13 protein-coding genes are annotated in these 16,642 nt (G+C 72.0%); 3 read left to right on the top strand and 10 right to left on the bottom strand.

Translation table 11 applies throughout. The features are described 5' to 3' along the window. Positions 1-43: 43 nt before the first annotated feature. The 6 genes from ACTWPV_RS16745 to ACTWPV_RS16720 form a co-directional block, all read right to left on the bottom strand. Positions 44-1,012 carry a fatty acid desaturase family protein gene (locus ACTWPV_RS16745; protein ID WP_443152851.1) on the bottom strand — a complete coding sequence of 323 codons (969 nt, stop codon included), beginning with the start codon at positions 1,010-1,012 and terminating at the stop codon, positions 44-46. 293 nt (positions 1,013-1,305) lie between these two features. Then, positions 1,306-2,445, bottom strand: a complete 1,140-nt coding sequence (locus tag ACTWPV_RS16740) for an FAD-dependent monooxygenase (protein WP_443152462.1) — start codon at positions 2,443-2,445, stop codon at positions 1,306-1,308. Between the two features lie 25 nt (positions 2,446-2,470). Next, on the bottom strand, positions 2,471-4,006 hold the full coding sequence (locus ACTWPV_RS16735) for an MFS transporter (protein WP_443152461.1): 1,536 nt from the start codon (positions 4,004-4,006) through the stop codon (positions 2,471-2,473). Positions 4,007-4,200: 194 nt separating this feature from the next. After that, on the bottom strand, positions 4,201-5,601 hold the full coding sequence (locus tag ACTWPV_RS16730; RefSeq protein WP_443152460.1) for an FAD-binding oxidoreductase: 1,401 nt from the start codon (positions 5,599-5,601) through the stop codon (positions 4,201-4,203). A gap of 42 nt (positions 5,602-5,643) precedes the next feature. Continuing rightward, a complete protein-coding gene (locus tag ACTWPV_RS16725) occupies positions 5,644-5,907 on the bottom strand; it encodes a hypothetical protein (protein WP_347644848.1) in 264 nt (87 codons plus the stop codon). A gap of 69 nt (positions 5,908-5,976) precedes the next feature. Further along, on the bottom strand, positions 5,977-6,876 hold the full coding sequence (locus ACTWPV_RS16720; protein ID WP_443152459.1) for a hypothetical protein: 900 nt from the start codon (positions 6,874-6,876) through the stop codon (positions 5,977-5,979). A 230-nt stretch (positions 6,877-7,106) separates the two neighbouring features. Here ACTWPV_RS16720 and ACTWPV_RS16715 point away from each other — a divergent pair, with 230 nt between their 5' ends. Then, positions 7,107-8,864: an exo-alpha-sialidase gene (locus ACTWPV_RS16715; protein ID WP_443152458.1), complete on the top strand. Its 1,758-nt coding sequence runs from the start codon at positions 7,107-7,109 to the stop codon at positions 8,862-8,864. Between the two features lie 145 nt (positions 8,865-9,009). Here the strand turns inward: ACTWPV_RS16715 and ACTWPV_RS16710 are convergent, their stop codons facing one another. Continuing rightward, positions 9,010-9,981 carry a DUF2382 domain-containing protein gene (locus ACTWPV_RS16710; RefSeq protein WP_443152457.1) on the bottom strand — a complete coding sequence of 324 codons (972 nt, stop codon included), beginning with the start codon at positions 9,979-9,981 and terminating at the stop codon, positions 9,010-9,012. 247 nt (positions 9,982-10,228) lie between these two features. Here ACTWPV_RS16710 and ACTWPV_RS16705 point away from each other — a divergent pair, with 247 nt between their 5' ends. Continuing rightward, positions 10,229-10,516: a HesB/IscA family protein gene (locus ACTWPV_RS16705; protein ID WP_132337477.1), complete on the top strand. Its 288-nt coding sequence runs from the start codon at positions 10,229-10,231 to the stop codon at positions 10,514-10,516. Between the two features lie 54 nt (positions 10,517-10,570). Here ACTWPV_RS16705 and ACTWPV_RS16700 read toward each other — a convergent pair whose 3' ends face one another. Then, positions 10,571-11,551, bottom strand: coding sequence for an acetylxylan esterase (locus ACTWPV_RS16700; RefSeq protein ID WP_443152456.1), 981 nt, complete (start codon positions 11,549-11,551; stop codon positions 10,571-10,573). Between the two features lie 119 nt (positions 11,552-11,670). Here ACTWPV_RS16700 and ACTWPV_RS16695 point away from each other — a divergent pair, with 119 nt between their 5' ends. Continuing rightward, on the top strand, positions 11,671-11,946 hold the full coding sequence (locus ACTWPV_RS16695) for a hypothetical protein (RefSeq protein ID WP_347644844.1): 276 nt from the start codon (positions 11,671-11,673) through the stop codon (positions 11,944-11,946). Positions 11,947-12,030: 84 nt separating this feature from the next. Here the strand turns inward: ACTWPV_RS16695 and ACTWPV_RS16690 are convergent, their stop codons facing one another. Beyond that, positions 12,031-16,080: a hypothetical protein gene (locus tag ACTWPV_RS16690; protein WP_443152455.1), complete on the bottom strand. Its 4,050-nt coding sequence runs from the start codon at positions 16,078-16,080 to the stop codon at positions 12,031-12,033. A gap of 227 nt (positions 16,081-16,307) precedes the next feature. Continuing rightward, a partial coding sequence (locus ACTWPV_RS16685; RefSeq protein WP_443152454.1) for a TOBE domain-containing protein occupies positions 16,308-16,642 on the bottom strand: 335 nt, incomplete at its 5' end.

The raw sequence follows: 16,642 nt of genomic DNA, 5'->3' as shown, positions 1-16,642 counted from the left end.
CTGTCCCGCCTTCCACCACCCGGCGCCTCGCGGGACCCGGCCGTCAGGCCCTGGCGGTCGCGCGCAGGGGCCGGCCCACCTCGTGCAGGTGGCGCAGTGCCTGCCCCCAGGACCGGAAGAGGCCGCATTCGACGTAGTCGATGCCGAGCGACTCGCAGTAGTCCCTGACGATGGGCTGCGCCTTGCGCAGGTTCGCGGTGGGCATGCTCGGGAACAGGTGGTGCTCGATCTGGTAGTTCAGGCCGCCGAGCGCGGTGTTGACCAGGCGGCCGCCGCGGACGTTTCGAGAGGTCAGCACCTGGCGCCGGAGGAAGTCGAGCTCGTCCTCGGCGGTGAGCACCGGCATGCCCTTGTGGTTGGGCGCGAACGTGCAGCCGAGGTAGACGCCGTAGCACGCCTGGTGCACGGCGAGGAAGGCCAGCGCCAGGCCGGGCGGCAGCACCAGGAGCAGCGCGCCCGCGTAGGCCAGCACGTGGCCGGTGAGCAGCAGCCCTTCGAGTCTCCTGTTCTTCAGCGACTTCCTGCGCAGCGCGCGGAAGCTCGACACCTTCAGGTTCAGCCCTTCGAGGGTGAGCAGCGGGAAGAACAGGAACGCCTGCCAGCGGCCCACGAGCCTGGGCAGCCCCCGGCTGGCCTCGGCCTGCTTCTCCGACCAGAGGAGGAAGTCGGGCGAGACGTCGGGGTCGTGGTCCTCGTGGTTGGGGTTGGCGTGGTGGCGGGTGTGCTTGTCCATCCACCAGCCGTAGCTGAGCCCGATGGCCAGGTTGCCGGTGATCAGCCCGGCGATCCTGCTGGTGCGCCGCGAGCGGGAGATCTGCCCGTGCGCCAGGTCGTGGGCCAGCAGGGTGACCTGCCCGAACGCCACGGCCATGAGGACCGCGACGGCGAGCTGCCACCACGAGTCGCCGACCCAGGCGAACAGCGCCCAGCTTCCCGCGAACAGGCCGGCGACGAGGGTGATCCTGGCGGCGTAGTAGCCTGGCCGCTTGTCCAGCAGGCCCTCCTGCGCCATACGGCGCGCCAGCTTGGCGAAGTCGCTTCCTCTCTCTCCTGATGGCCGGGCACGGGACGTGTCCACCACGGTCAAAGTCTTCTCCGATGCTGATGCGTCGTACGGGGAATACGTACAGCATCGCTGACGATGCGACCTGGTGTGACCCCGCTGCCACCCTTTCCCGTGGTGGGGCAGGCCCTACCACGGGTGCCGGGACGACGCCCCCGCCGCCCGGGCCTGGGCTGCCGTACCCTCCGGGTGGGGCGGGCGGCGGGGACGCCCGGCTCGGATCGGCCGCTCGGATCGACGGCTCAGATCGATGGCAGGGCCGGCACCTCCTCGGGCGCGGCGGCGTCGCCGTGGACGTGCAGGTCGGGGCGGAAGGCCCCGAGATAGGCGGCCCGGTCGCGGAAGGTGGCGGCCAGCGCGTCTCCGTAGTCGATGAGCTCCCTGTGCGCGTGCCTGCGGGGCTCGTAGCGGGCGTAGAGCAGCCGGTCGAGCAGGTCGTGGTCGCCGCCGGCCGTGCAGATGACGTCGGCCAGAATCTCGGCGTCGTGCAGGGTGTAGCTCATGCCCATGCCCGTCATCGGGTGGCAGGCGAAGGCGGCGGATCCGAGCAGCGCGGCGTTACCCTTGTGGTAGGCGGCCACGCGCAGCGACGAGACCTTGATCCGCTGCCAGGTGGCGGGCTGCAGGGCGTTGAAGGCGTCCGAGCTGTCGGTGACGAACTTCTTCAACGTGTCGATGAGGACGGGGATGCCGTCCTGGAAGATCTCCTTGTCGTCCTCCGGCGGCAGGCCGACGAACACCCTGGCCTGGTCCCTGTTGAGCGGGTAGAGGTAGGCGAGCCAGCCTTCGGAGCTGAAGTAGAGCCGGTTGAGCCGGGCGACGCTGGCGGTCAGCGGCACGGTGGCCACCCGCATGAGCAGCCGCTCGTACGGCATCGTCTGCTGCTCGATGTCGAGCGCCCGGCGTACGGCGGACTTGGTGCCGTCGGCGCCGATCACGACGCCGGCCCTGAGCGTGCGGCCGTCGGAGAGCGTCAGCTCCTCCACCCGGCCGTCGCCGATCGCGATGTCGTCGATGCTCGTGTCGAACCAGAACTCGACGCCCTCCATGGCGCAGGAGGTGTAGATGAGCTCGACCAGCTCGCGGTAGGGGCGGATGAGGAAGCCGCCGTCGGGGAAGCGGCATTCCCTGATCGGGTCGCCGTCGTGGTAGTAGCGGATGGTGTCACGCCTGAGGCCATGGCGTTCGACGAGGTCCGCCAGCCCGTGACGGGCGAGCACGCGCTGGCCCGGAGGCTTGAGGAAGTCGGCGCCCGCGCTGGGGACCGAGGGTCCCTGCTCGATGACGACGACGCGCTGTCCGCGGCGGCCCAGTAACAGGGCCAGGAAGCAGCCGCCGAGCCCAGCGCCGACGATGGCCACGTCGCACGATGTGGTTGCCATGACGAGAGCCCTTCTGAAGGTTGAACTAGTTCGCAGGCCCGCGGGTGCCGGCGAGCGGGCCTGTTCCGGCCGCCCGCGGCAGTGGGACCCGGCCCATCCGGGTGTCCGCGGGGGAAACCGGCTGGGCGTCCGGCCGCAGGGCCGGTGGGGTGGTCGTGGGGGGTGTGCGGGTCTCGACCGGCAGCAGAGCGTCCGCCTCCGCCGCGACGGTGGCGAGGGTCGTGCGCAGTTCGAGCAGGAGCTTGCGCGGCACCTTGACCATGACGTCGCCCGGGTCGGGGCGCATCTTGGTGATCTTGGTGAGGGCCAGCGCGCCGATCAGCACGGAGATGGCCACGCACAGCGCCAGCGCGCCCGCGAGGCCGGCGAAGGGGCCGGTCATGAACGGGTGGTCGATGACGACCGACACCACGGCGACCCCCACGGCGCCGCCGACCATGCGCGCCATGGTCGCCGAGCCGACGGCGGAGGCGTACTGGTGAGGGCTGGCGGCGAGGGTCGTGGCGACGGAGGTGCCGGGCGCGAGCGCGCCGACGCCTACCCCGACCACGACGCTGGCGATCAGGCCCCACACGGTGGGCCCCGACTGCACCAGTACGAGCACGCAGGCGCCGCCGCAGAGCAGGGAGCCCGCGTAGATCAGCCCGTACGGGCCGACGCGCTTGATGAGCCGCCCGGCCAGGAAGCTGGACACGACGACGGCCACCGACGTGGGCGTCAGCCACATGGCCACTTCGAGCATGGGGTAGCCGAGGTGCAGCAGGTAGAGCGGCTGCACGGTCAGCAGCCCGTACGACAGCGCGCCGAAGCCCCAGGTCGCCAGCCAGCCCCAGACGAAGCGGGGCCGCCGCCACAGGGCCAGGTCGATCGCGGGGAGCCGGTGGTGCCTGGCCTGCGCGAGCGCGCCGCCCAGCAGGGCCAGCGCGGCGAGCGCGAGCCACAACACGTCCGTGCCCCAGGCCATCGCCTTGGAGATGGCCAGCACGATGATGGCGATGCCGGCCGCGAGCAGCCAGGCGCCCAGCACGTCGGGGACGCCCCTGGCGCCGCCCCGCCTGCCGGACGGGAGCCAGGCGCAGGCGATCAGCAGCGCGACGCCGATGACGACGTCGGGGATGAACAGCGCCCGCCATCCGACGGAGGCGGCCAGCCAGCCGCCGCCCGCCTGCATGAGCAGGCAGCCGAGGCCGGACGCGGAGCTCCACAACGCGATCGCGCCGCGCCGTTCCGACTCCGGCAGCTCTCCCAGCAGCAGCCCGAGGCTGGCCGGGATCATCGCGGCCGCTCCCGCTCCCTGGACCGCCCGCGCCGCCAGCACGTACGACCAGGGCTCCACGGCGACGGCGGCGATCCCGCCGAGCACGAACACCACGAGGCCGACGGCCAGCACCCGCCGGCGGCCGAACAGGTCGGCCCACCGGCCCGCGGTGGCCAGCAGCGCCGCGATCGGGATGAACGCCGCGCTGGTCAGCCAGACGAGGTCACCGAGCGGCATGCCCGCGCCGGCGGGCGTGTACCGCAGCACTCCGACTGCCAGGGTGGTGGCCGTGGTGTCGGCCATCACCGTCAACATGACACCCGCACCGACCAGCCGCAGCATCACGCCGTGTCGGCGGTCTGCGCCGGCCGTGCTCGTTCCCCGGACGGCCGCTGGTGACGAACGCACGTGGTCCCTCCATCTTCGCTGTCGATCTCAGGTCGCCCCGCCGCCTGGCACACTCCGGCTGTGCGGACGGCGGAGCCGGACGGGTGGGGTCAGGCGCCGTACCGGCCGGGCGAGAGCAGGCCGTCCGGGTCGAGCGCCGTCTTGAGCCGGTGCAGCATGCCGAGGCTGGCGGTGCTGGTCTCGGACCAGACGTCGGCGGCCGCGTGGTCGATGTCGGAGCGGTAGATGGCGCAGCCGTTGGCGCGCAGGACGCAGCTGCCGTCGTTGCGGAGCTGGTGCGCCCGGTGGGCGGCGTCGGGCGCCCCGCGGTCGAAGAAGATCTGCATGACGCCGTTGGCCATGTGCCTGCTGACCAGGTTCCACTCGACCATGAGGGCGGTGGTGTGCGCGTCGACGGCCGTCTGCAGGGCGGCCAGGACGTGCTCGGTCTTCCGCGCTTGCATGGGCATCAGCGGCAGCAGCGCGAGGAAGCCCATCGGGCCCTCGTCGATCTGGTCGCACGAGGTCACGCCGAGCGCGTTGTGCACGCCCATGCAGGTGGGGATGCCCTGCGACATGAGCGCTCTGGGGTAGAGCGGGTCGCCGGCGTCGACCTCGGCGGCGTCGACCACGCGCAGCGCCTCGGCGCCCTCGACCTCGATCAGCGCCTTGCGCAGCAGTTCCTCGGCCAGCTCGACCGTGGCGTCGCTGCCCATGAGCGGCCCGAGGATGGTGAACAGCGAGGGGTCGACCCCGGCGGGCAGCACCCAGTCGCCGTGGCCGGGCGTGAGCGACAGCTCGCGCACCCGCATCAGCCCTTCCGCCGGGTTGCCGCGGCGCAGGAACCCGGTCATCGCGCCGACCGCGACGCCGGCCTGGTCGCGCGGGATGCGGCCGTGCACCAGGGCGACGGTCTGCGGGCGCGGCACGAGGGAGACGGCCATGGCGGTGACGATGCCCAGGTTGTGCTGGACGAACGAGGACGTCAGGTCCGGGCCGGCGACCCGCCCGTGGTAGCGCCCCGCGGGGTCGAGCCCGCCCGTGGTGACGACGCTGCCGTCGGCCAGCACGGCCTCGATCCCGGCGACGTCGTGGACGCGGGAGCGGATGCAGCCGTCGCCGCGGTCGAGCGCGTTGCCGATGACGGAGGTGTCGGCGCACGAGGCGGTGACGTTCAGCATCCAGGGGGTGCCGCGCAGCACTTCGGCGAGCTGTGCCTGGGTCACTCCCGGCTCGATGACCGCGAAGCCGGCCTCGAGGTCGAGGCTGCGTACGCGGTTCATGCCGCCGAGGTCGACGACCAGGTTGTCGTCGGTGACCGGCATGGCCGAGCCCATGCCCCAGTTCCTGCCGGTGCTGATCGGGTAGAGGCGGCGCCTGGCCGTCATGGCCTGGCGGACGAGCGCGCGTACCTCGTCGAGCGTGCGCGGCGTCTCGATGCCCGCCAGGGAGCGTGGCTGGTGTCCCCCGACGTCACGCGACCTCAGCTCCGGTCGCGACAGATCCTGCATGACTCTCCTCAAAGATCAGATATCGCTCGATGGGGGCACACTTCAGGCAGTGTGCTGGAGCAGGTCGTCGATGGAGCCGATGGCCTGGTTGGACATCTCCCTGATCTCGAGCAGCCGCTGCTCGACGTACTCGTCGGGCTCGTCGGAGGGGAGGGTGTCGGGGAGGGCGAGCGTGTCGCGCGGTCCGGCCTGCGCGGGGATCTCGTGCAGGCCGTAGGGGTGACGCCGGACGTGCCCGGCGTCTCGGTGCTCGGTGTCTCGGTGCTCGCGCCTGGCGCGGGCGGGCAGGTGCGGGGGGGTTCGCATGACGGGAGCTCTCCTACCGGACTCGGATGGGGTTTTCCGGGTGACCGCTCGCCCTTGAGCGGATCGGGGTCAGCGTGCGTCCTCCGTACGGCCGAGGTGTTCGGCCCGCGGGGCGGCGGCCGCGCGGATCACGCGTGGCACGCCGTGGTTGATGACGCTCGCGGCGATGCGGCGTTCGGCCAGCCCCATGTGCGGACGGCCGATGCCTGGAGCGCTCGGCCGGGCGCCGGCCGAGCCACGGATCATGGTGCTGGCGTGCACCCAGCGGCGCGACTCCGCCAGCACGTCCCGCTGCGCGCGGGGCAGGTCGCGGTGCCGCGCGTACTGCTCGCAGACGGCCCGGGCGAGCACCCGCGCCATGACGAGGTGCTCCTCGCAGGCCCGGGCGACCTTCGCCTCCAGGCCGGCGACCTGCGCGAGGAGCAGCTGCAGGTGCGGCAGCTCGGAGCTGCGCTCGTACCCGGCGAGCTCGGCCAGCCGCTCCGGCCAGCGCAGCCGCCGCTCGATCGAGGCGCAGACGGTCGTGGCCACCAGCGCGGGCGGCTCGCCGTCCGGGTCCTGCCCGTCGAGCTGCACGGCCCGCTGCGCGGTGTGCTCGAAGTCGGCCAGGCGGCGCAGCCCGCTCTGCAGCAGGCGTACGCGGTTGTGCAGGCAGGCGGCGCTCCAGCCGAGGACCAGCAGGCGGTCGGCGTCCGCCTCGCAGTGCCAGCCGACCAGCGCCACTTCGCGTGCCATGCGGTGGTGCAGCACCCACGGCTCCGGCGCGGCGCCGGCGTCCACCGTTGTCTCGATCCACACCTGCAGCCCGCCGGGCGGCAGGTCGCCGACGCCGATCTCCATGCCCCCGGGGGCCACCCTGGCGCAGATCCGCTGGACCACGCGCTGCTGCGCGGCCGCCTCCGGCGCCACGGGCACCGGGCCTGGCAGCACGCGCTCTGGGGCCACTTGCGCCCTGGGCTCGATGCTCATCTGGGGCCACCTCCCGACCCGCGGTCTTTCGACCTACGTAAATTCACACTTAATGGTGCCGCCTCGATCGTCGTCAGACATCGGTTCTCTGTCAACTGTCAGTTTACGAATGGCATGAATCATCGGCCGCCCGGACGTGTACCTGCGACTCCCCGCAGGTGAATGCCGGGTTGGCGGCGCGGGGTGATCTAGAGTCCGTACCGTTGGCGTACGGGGGAAAGGCGGGGCCGGTGCTGGTGCACGCAACCGTGGTCACGGCCCTGTCGGTGACCTTGACGCTGCCCGCCGCGCCCGCGACGGCACGGGCGCCGGCCGGCTACTGCCTGCTGCCCGACCAGCCCGCCGCGGGCGAGGGTTACCTGATCGCCAGTGCTTCCTCACCCGATCTCGTCCATCCCTTCCCGCGGCCGCCCGCGCGGGAGCCGACGGCCTCCGAGCGGCTCGACTTCGCCGGCTTCCCGAACGTGTCGGTGCTCGACGTGACCGGGCGCGGGGGCGCTCCGGAGCGGAAGGTGATCGTCACCTACACCACGAACGTCGACGAGGTCGTCACCCTCACCAACGCGGCCGCGGTCTCGGACGACGGCGGCGCCACGTTCGGCCCGCCGAGCCGGACGCCGCTGCGCGAGTCGCCCGTCGAGCTGCACGACGGGCGCTTCTTCGCCACCGAGTACTACCCGGCCAGGACGGGCCCGCACACGGCCGCTCTCGGTGTGCTCACCTCGTCCTCGCTGGACGACGCCGAGAGCTGGCTGCGTTCCGAGGCGACCCTGACCACGCCGGACGACCTGCTGCCGGGCGGGGCCGTGCACGGGACGCCGATCCAGCTGGCCGGCGGCACGATCCTGATCACGCTCTACGCCCGTTACAGCGGCACGGGGGCGTACCAGGCCGAGGTGTACGCCAGCGAGGACGGCGGGACGACGTTCTCGCGGCGCGGCGTGATCGCCACGCCGGCCGAGGGGTTCGCCTACACCGAAGCGGCCCTCGCGCAGACCGTGGACGGCAGCCTGCTGGCCGTGCTGCGCCACGACGGCGGGAAATACTCCACGCTGCGCCAGAGCCGCTCGGTGGACGGCGGCCGCACCTGGTCGCCGGCGCGCGAGCTGCGCTTCACCGGCTCTTTCGCCGGCCCGTCCACTGAAGGTGGCTGCGTGGTACGCGGAGTGGCGCCGAGACTGCTGCTGACCCCGGCGGGCGTCCTCGTGCTGAGCGCGGGGCGGCCGGACAACTGGCTGGCCGTCTCCCCCGACGGGCGTGGCGAGGCGTGGCAGGAGCCGCGGGTGACCTACCACAACCGCGACGGCATCTGGGACACGCACGGATCGTCCGGCTACACCGGCCTGGCCGCCGTCGGCCCGCACCGGCTGATCCAGGTCTTCGACAACTGCAAGCTCCCGGGCGTGCGGCCCGACGGGCTGCTCAACGAGACGGCGTGCCCGGCGCACGGCCGGTTCGAGCACGGCGGCTGGTACGCGATCAAGCGCCGCCTGTTCACCGTGGCCCCGCCCGGCCCCGGCCTGCTGGACCTGGCGGCGATGCGCCGGCGCGGCGACCTCACGATCGACACCACCATGACGTGGACCGGCCGCTACCGCCCCAGGACCCGGCCCGCCGCGGCCTTCGACGGCAGCACGTCCTACTGGTCGGGCGCGGTCGCCGCCGGCCGCGGCCGCTACGTCCTGCGTCTGGACCGGCCGTACGCCTTCACCCGGATCGGCCTCAGCCTGCGCCCCGGGCATCCGGCCGGAGCCCGCGTGTACATCTCACGGGACGGCCGCTCCTGGGGCGAGCCGGCGCTCACTGTCACCGGCAGGACCGACTACGCGATGCGCTACTCGGAGGTCGAGCACACCGGACGGCACGTCAAGATCGTCCTCACGCCCACGCGTGACTGCGACCCCGAGATCGGCCGTTCCTGCAGCATGCTGAACGAGGTCGAGCTGTACGCGGGGGCCGGGCCTGGACGGCGCGCGCCCGGCCGCTGAGGCCGCCACCGGCAGCGCGGAGACCCCGGGCGCCGAGGCCCGCCACGCGGCCCGGCAAAGCCCGGGCGCTGATGCCTCTCACCAGCGACCGGGGCTTTTGCCTGCGAGGTCCGCAGCGGCGCGTCCGGCGCCACTGCCCCGTATGTCACCGCTCGGGGGGAAGGTCACTCCCGCCGCGGCCGAACATGCCGTCGTCCCTGCCGATGGTCACCCCGTCCTCGTCGATCTCCAGCCGCTCCTTCCGGATCTGGCCCTCGACGGTCTCCTCGTGCTGCACGTCCCGCTTGCGGACGTGGATCCGCTCGACCGGCCTGCTCTCCTTGCCGACGACCGGACGCTCCTCGTGCAGGATCATCTCGCGATCTTCCTCGCCGATCTCCTGCACCGCCGTCGCGTCCCCTTCGCTGATGGGCTCGCGCTCGATCACGACCTCCTCGCGCGAGAGCGGCACCGTCTCGTGGACGGTCTCGGTGTCGACGTACTTGTGGAGGCGGACGCGGCCGGTCTCCCTCGTCTCCTTGCCGATGCGCAGCCGCTCTTCCGACCTGGTCATGGAGATGTCGTCGACGTCGGCGAGGTCGCCGGTGACGCCGTGACCGGCCGTCCTGCCGGCGAAGTCCCGGCGGCCCGTCTCCCCCGCGGCGCCTTCTCCGGCCATCCCCTTGCCCGCCGTGCCACCCGCTGGGCCGCCCGCCGTGCCTCCTGTGATGAGGTCGTCGCGGGGCGCGCCCGCGGGCCTGTCGGGCCGCTCCCCCGTCACGGGGGTCTTCTCCGTACGCGGTTCGCCGGCGCGCTGCTGCGGGACACTCGTCGGCCGCATGCCGTAGTAGCGGTAGAGGTTGGCCTCCTCGTCGATCGTGAGGCGGTCGTCGACGTCGATGTTCGGCGCGCCCTTGATCATCTCCTTGTCGAAGGGGACCCGGATCTCCTCTCCCGAGCGACGGGCGTTGGCCAGAGGCACGAAGGTCTGCTTCATACCGAAGAGCCCCGTGCGTACGGTCACCCACTCCGGCTCGCCCGAGCGATCATTGAGGTAGACCTGGCCCACCTTGCCGATCGACTGGCCGTCCGACCCCACCACGTGGCAGTCGAGCAGGTTGCGGATCTCTGTTTCCATTGCCACGACGATCCCCCAATGCGCTCGTCCTGGTGTCAAACAGAACAAATACCCCATATCGCCATAAATTCACGTTCTTTCCGGCAGTTTCTGGCCTGGTCCGGGCGGCACGCACGCTGTCCAGGGGACGGCGCGCCACCCGCACGCTCCCTGAGAATTCGGTAAAGAAAGGGTCACGAAGGGTTGAGCCCGAGCGAGGAGGGAAGGGCAGGCAACTCGTGAACGTCGAACGTGAGGAGGAGCCGTAGTGCTCACCCTGACAGCCAACGCAGCCCAGGCGATCCGCGACCTGACCGCGGCCGCGCCCGAGCCCTCCCAGAGCGGGATCCGCATCTCGTCTCAGGGCGAGGGCGCGAGCTCGCTCACCCTTTCCCTGGCCACCGCCCCCGAACCGGCGGACGCGGTGGTCGAGTCGGAAGGAGCTCGGGTCTACCTCGACCCTGTGGCTGCCACTGTGCTGGAGGACAAGTCTCTGGACGCCGGTGCCGACGACCAGGGGAGCGTGTCCTTCCTGGTCACCGAGCAGAGCGCCTGACGCGGCCTCCGCCGTGCCGGACCCGATCGGCGGTCCGGCACGGCGGGCGTCCGCTCAGCCGTCGCCGAGCAGCTTGTCCAGATAGCGCAGCTGCTCCTCGGACTGGAAGCCGCCGCCGCCCTCGTGGTTGTTCCAGGGCCACACCGTGATCTCCTTGGGCCCCTGCCAGTGGTTGTAGGCGGCGAACACCGTGGACGGCGGGCACACGTCGTCCATCAACGCCACCGAGTACAACGCCGGGACCCGCCCGCGCGCCGCGAAGTTGAGGCCGTCGAAGTACGACAGCGTGCGGAACACCTGGTCCGCCGTGTCGCGCCGGGTGGCGAGGAAACGCACCAGCTCCTGGTACGGGTCGCGCCCGGTGATCTCCACCGCGCGCCTGAAGTGGGTCAGGAACGGCACGTCGATGAGCGCGGCCTTGACCGACGGGTGCAGCGCGGCGGTGGCCTGCGCGATGCCGCCGCCCTGGCTGCCGCCCGAGACGACGATGCGCGCGGCGTCGACCGCCGGGTGCTCGATCGCCGCGTCCACGGCTCTGACGGCATCGGTGAAGACGCGCCGGTAGTAGTAGTCGTCGGGGTCGAGGATGCCGCGGGTCATCATGCCGGGCGCCTGCGGTCCCGCGCTGCCGTGCGGGTCTCCGGTGGCGCCGGGACTGCCCACGTTGGCGCCGCCGTGGCCGCGTGTCTCCATCACGAACACCGCGTACCCGGCGGCCGGCCACATCAGATGGTCCTTGGGAAACCCGCGCCCGCCGCTGTAGCCGATGTAGTGCATCACGCACGGCACCGGGCCGTCCGTGCCCTTCGGCAGCAGGAACCAGCCGTTGATCCGGTGACCGCCCCAGCCGGCGAACGAGACGTCGAACACGTCCACGGAGGCGAAGGGCAGGTCGTACGGGACGTACTCGGCGGCCGGGCCGGACTCCCTGGCCTCGGCCAGGGTGCGGGACCAGAACGCGTCGAAGTCGGCGGGCTCGTCGCGGTCGGGAAGGTAGCCGCGGAGTTGCTCAAGGGGCATGTCGAACAGGGGCACGAGGTCTCCAACCTGTAGCGGGAACAATGACATTTCATCGCATAGCACTGGAAAGCGCTATCCCGCCCCTGGATCGGACCGGCCGTTCGAACCCGTCCCCGCCGGGTAGGCGATCACCCGTGACTGAACACGTTGTCGAGGTTCCCTACTCGCACCTCTATCCCGGCCTGGTCCTGGACGCCCCCGCGGGCGCCTTCGACTTCCTCGTGCTGTTCGGCGACGACTCCGAGTCGCGGGCGCAACTGGTGAGCGACGACACCGGGCGCCCGGTGCTCAGGATGGGCGGCTACATGACGGCCAGGGGCACCGTCATCGACGAGCGCGTGTGGACCGTGCGCGAGAGCGTGCGGCACGGGGACCGCGTCCGGCTGCGCCTGGGCCGCTCCCTCCCCTGACCGCCCGCTCCTGACAGCAGCAGCCTCCGACAGCGCCGTCCTGACAGCACCGCTCCGTGACCGGGCCGCCGCGCGACCCCGCCGTCAGCGGGATTCCGGTCGCGAGGAGTCGCCGCCGGCGTCGCAGGCGCCCGCCTTGGTGTTCGCCACCTTCCACTCCGCGCCCGGGAACGGGCTCATGAAGTGCGTCAGCAGGTCCACCGCGTAGTCCGGCACCTGGCCGCCGGGGTCGAGCAGCGAGACCATCTGGGGCCCGTCGGCGCCGCGCAGGGTGATGGAGTTCTTGGCGCCCCCGGCGACGAATCCCGGCTTGGCGTCCACCGTCAGGCAGGCCACGCTGAACCCGGCGGCCTTGATCTCCTGCTTGGCCCCGATGCGCCTCATCCGCTGGTCGTAGCGGCGCATGGCGAGCGACTTGGTGCCGCCGATCCGTACCGACTCGTGGAAGAGGTCGTTGCCGATGTCCCTGCTCAGCCTGACGTCCAGGGAGACGTCCGGCCGCAGGTCGACACCGTCGGCGGACAGCTTCAGCCGTCCGTAGTTCCCCTCGAAGGAGGGCGCCACGTAGCCGAGGGCGGGCGGCGCCTTCATGCCGAACGGGATCTTGCCCGGCCTGATCCGCAACCACGACATGCCCTGCACCGACAGCCCGACGTCCTCGACCGAGCTCTTGCCGAGCCCGAACTGGCCGGCCACCTGGTAGGTGAGGAAGCCCTTGGTGTGCGGGACCTCCTTGCTCACCGCGATGCGCTGCTTGGCGACCGGGTCCATCCGCAGCCCGGCGCGCAGCGTGATGCGGCCGGTGGCGACGGGTTTCGAGACGAGGTTGAGCGACCGGTCGGGATTCATCCGGATGGTGGTGTCCGAGGCCAGGTTCCTGACCGCGACCGCCACGTCCCCGAGGCGGCCCTTCGGGTCGATCAGACCGCCTTCCACGCCCAGATAGCCGTCGAGGGTGTTGACGCCGCCCAGCGCCTTGTACGTGACGGCCGGCACGCTGAACCCGGCGCCCGAGGCGTCGGCGTCCACCCCGAAACGGGCGGGCACGTCGGAGAAACGCAGCTCGCCGGTGCCCTTGCCGGGCAGGGTGACCTTGGCGCTGAGGCGCTTGACGGCGGCGGAGTTCGTCACGCGGATGCGGGTCTTGGCGCCGTACGTGCCCTGGACGGCCACGGCGGCGGGGACCGGATCGACCGCGACCCTGCCGCGCACCCCTCCCGACTCCGCGTGCACGTCGAGGCTGCCCAGGGTGGCGGCGGGCTCGATGCGGTAGCCGGCGTTCACGGCGTTGCCCTTGGTCACGTCAAACGGCCCCAGCGACATGCTGGTGATCTTGGAGGGCAGCCCGGTCAGGGTGGCCCTGGCCTTGATCGGGACGGGCGCCAGCACGCTGCTGGCCAGGTAGACGCCCAGGCTCTCGCGCTTGGGGTTGAACCCGGAGAACCCGAACGTCTTGCCCGCCGGGTCGACCGAGACCCGCTCGGGCAGGCCGGTCACGTCCAGGAAGCCCTGGAGCCCGTAGCAGCCGCGCTGCGGCGTGCAGAAGGGCCCTGGCGAGCAGCCCTTCGACCCGGCGGCGCAGCCTCCGTCCACCAGGGACACGCCGCCGCCGGGCAGGGCGGGGGCGGCTCGCATGCGGTCGAGCGCCGCGACCTTGCCCAGCCAGGCGCGGGCGCGCACGTCGAGCCGGGAGCCCTCGTACGTGAGCTTGCCGCCGGCCGAGGTGACGGCCAGGCGGCCGGGCGCGGGGCCGAGCGTGCCGATCAGGCCGAAGCGGGTGTCGCCCCGGGTGACGTCGGCGTCGACGGCGAGGGTCTGCTTGGCCGAGCGGAAGTCGGCGGTGAAGCCTTCGGCGGCCGGGGTGAACTCGACGTGTTCGAGCCCGTTGACCAGCACGCTGCCGTCCATGTCGCCGGAGGCCTCGTCGTAGTGCGCGGCCAGGTGGGGGCCGGTGGGCGACTTGGCGCCGTCGTGGTTGGTGAAGGCCAGCTCGGCCGTCCCGACGGGGCCCGACTGGCCGCGGAAGCGGGAGGACGTGGCGTTCCACGAGGCGTCGAAGCGGGCCGGCACGTCGCGCACGTCGGCGGCGGCCCTGACGTAGCGGTCGCCGAGCTTGACCCTGGCCAGCGCCGTCACCTTGTCGATCGGGCCGGCGGCGGTCCAGGCGAGCGTTCCCGCCTTGGTGTCGGCGACGAGCTCGGCCTGCTTGCTCAGGCCCTTGGCGGTCACCTGCAGGTCCTCGCCGGTCGGCTGCTTCACGTACGCTTTATTGGCATAAATCCGCACTTCGTCGAGCTTTCTGGGCGCGGCGATCCGCATCGTGGACCGCTCGCCCAGCTCCCATGACGCCTTCACGTCGTCGCGCACGCCCATGAGCGTCCCGTCCACGGTGGGCCCGGACTTCAGGTTGGCGTAGGCGGCGTGGATGCGCTTGATCTCGCCGCTGGCCCGGAAGGCCGCCTTCCTGGCGGCGGGGTCGAGCGTAACGTCGACGGTGGCGGGCGTGTTCGAGATCTCCATCCTGGCCACGTGGGTGCCGTCGAGGCTGGCCGCGCCGGTGAACGAGCGGCCGCTGGAGTCGACCTCCAGGTGGGCGTGCGGCTTGCCGCCGTACGTGACGTCGAACTCGGACAGGCCCGACAGCAGCGCGGAGACACCGACCGCGGCGCCGTTCTTGATCATGGTGACGTGGCCGCCGCGCGGGCTGGCGATGGCGCCCCCGTTACGCTGCAGCACCGCCTCGAACGTGCCGACCGGCGAGCTCGTCCTGTGCGTGACGCGATGCTTGGTCAGGTCGTTGACCAGGCGCAGCTTGGCCGGCAGGGCGCTCAGCTCCGTCCTGACCACGGTCTGGGACGCGTTCCTGTCGTAATAGAGCAGGCTGGCGGCGCCGGCCCGCGACCGGCCCGAGCCGGCGTTGACCGACACGGTCTGCTTGCTCTTGCCGGAGCCGTACTTCGCCACGAAGGAGCGCGGAACGCGTTCGAGCTCGGCGCTGACCACCTTCGACAGCCGCCCGTCGCGGTAGGTGAAGGAGTTCAGGCGGGCGCGCGGGACGCTCGACGAGCTGGTGAAGCGGATCTGGCCGCCGGACAGGCGCACCTCGGCGCGGGCGGCCATCTTGTCGAGCACCGCGTGGACGAAGCGGTGGCCGTTCACGGCGAGCGCGTCCAGCGTGGCGGGCGAGGAGGCGGCGACGTCCAGCGTGGGCGTGTCGAGCGCGGCGTTGACGGTCAGCTTCTCGGTGGCGGGCGTCTGGCGCAGGCTCACCGCGCTGCGCCCGGTCATTCCGGCGATCATGGCCGCGGACTCGCCGGGCTCCTTGCGGGTGATGCTCGCCTTGACCCGCCTGCCCTCCATGTCGACGGTGAAGTTCCCCCAGTCGCTGGCCGAGAGGGAGGATCCGCGCTTCAACCCGTCGAACCCGACCGACACCTTGCCGTCGTACTCGGCCCAGACGCGGGCCCTGAGGTTCTCCTGCGACAGCCGCTTGACGGCGAACCCGAGCCCGACGGAGCCCCCCGCGGGGCTGGCGGTGGGTACGAGGTCGGCGGCCAGGTCGGGCTTGACGTCCCCCGTGACGTCGGCGGCGACCGGCACGCCGACGGGCTTGGAGATCGAGCAGGACACCGGCACGCTCTCGCTCTCGACGCAGAGCCGGTACGTCAGCCCCGGCACGGCCTTGCCGAGATTGCCGAACGTCTTGAGCACGGACGCCAGCGGCTTGATGAGCGTGAGCGTCTCGGCCTGGGAGGTGTCGGGCAGCACGTCACGCGTGTCGGGCGCCTTGGCGCCGAGACCCTGCTCCTTCTGGACGGCCGCGGCCTCGGCGGTGATCTCCTGGACGAGCCCGGGGCCGGCGGAGGTGGTCACCTCGGGCGCCTGGGGCCCCACCTTGTCGTCGCCGGCGGGCCGGAGCGCCAGCGACTCGCGGGTGGGCAGGGTGACCGTGGCGGGCGCCGGCTCCTCCACGGCGGGCACGGGACGGACCTTCGCCGCTTCCCTCTGGACTGCGGCTGATGCGACCCCAGCTGGGGTGATCTCGGCTTCTGCGACGGCCGGCGGCGCGGCCACCAGGGCCGCGGCACTTGCGATGGACGTCGAGACGAGCACGCGCAGGAAGGCGTGCGGCATGTAGCGTTCTCCCCGTACCGGTCTAATTCATCCCATCAGAAACATAGGTCACGAGCCGACCACATCCCCTCACTGGCCGTCAAACTGGTTCCGACATTGGAACTCCAGTTTTCTTATGCGGACGATCACTCACGGTCATCGCCGCAGCGCCAGGGAAGGCGTGTCCGCGCTGGTGGGGGGTGGAGCCGCGGCCACCGCCGGGACGATGCGAACGGTGACGGGCGCCTTCAGGCGACGCCGGTGTCCCTGCCGACGACGGTGAACCTCTCGGCCACCAGGCCAACGGTGGCGCCGGTGGACAGGGGGCGGCGGTGCTCGAAGGCGAGCCGCTCCCCTCCGGGCAGCTCGGCGACCGACTCCCTGGTGCCGCCCTGGAAGCTGCTGCGCACGACCTTGCCGGTGAACTGGGCCTGACCGCTCTCGACGATGCGCAGGTCCTCGGGACGCAGTGCCACGTGCACGGCGGCCCCGGCCGGGCCGAGCGGCCGGCCGAGGCCGCCCTTGCCGCCGCTGTCGAGTGCGAGCTCGCCGTCGGCGGTGACCTGGCCGCGCAGCGGGGTGA

The sequence above is a fragment of the Nonomuraea sp. KM88 genome (assembly GCF_052245635.1).
In the GTDB taxonomy this organism is placed as follows: Bacteria; Actinomycetota; Actinomycetes; order Streptosporangiales; family Streptosporangiaceae; genus Nonomuraea.
Note: the sequence above shows the minus strand (reverse complement) of the source record. Positions and strands in the feature narration are given on the sequence as shown.

Bases quoted from the DNA above. Each gene is read 5' to 3' on its own strand.
- ACTWPV_RS16745 (WP_443152851.1), bottom strand. From the start codon at position 1,012: ATGGCGCAGGAGGGCCTGCTGGACAAGCGGCCAGGCTACTACGCCGCC.
- ACTWPV_RS16710 (WP_443152457.1), bottom strand. From the start codon at position 9,981: ATGGAAACAGAGATCCGCAACCTGCTCGACTGCCACGTGGTGGGGTCG.
- ACTWPV_RS16725 (WP_347644848.1), bottom strand. From the start codon at position 5,907: ATGCGAACCCCCCCGCACCTGCCCGCCCGCGCCAGGCGCGAGCACCGA.
- ACTWPV_RS16740 (WP_443152462.1), bottom strand. From the start codon at position 2,445: ATGGCAACCACATCGTGCGACGTGGCCATCGTCGGCGCTGGGCTCGGC.
- ACTWPV_RS16730 (WP_443152460.1), bottom strand. From the start codon at position 5,601: ATGCAGGATCTGTCGCGACCGGAGCTGAGGTCGCGTGACGTCGGGGGA.
- ACTWPV_RS16690 (WP_443152455.1), bottom strand. From the start codon at position 16,080: ATGCCGCACGCCTTCCTGCGCGTGCTCGTCTCGACGTCCATCGCAAGT.
- ACTWPV_RS16735 (WP_443152461.1), bottom strand. From the start codon at position 4,006: ATGGCCGACACCACGGCCACCACCCTGGCAGTCGGAGTGCTGCGGTAC.
- ACTWPV_RS16720 (WP_443152459.1), bottom strand. From the start codon at position 6,876: ATGAGCATCGAGCCCAGGGCGCAAGTGGCCCCAGAGCGCGTGCTGCCA.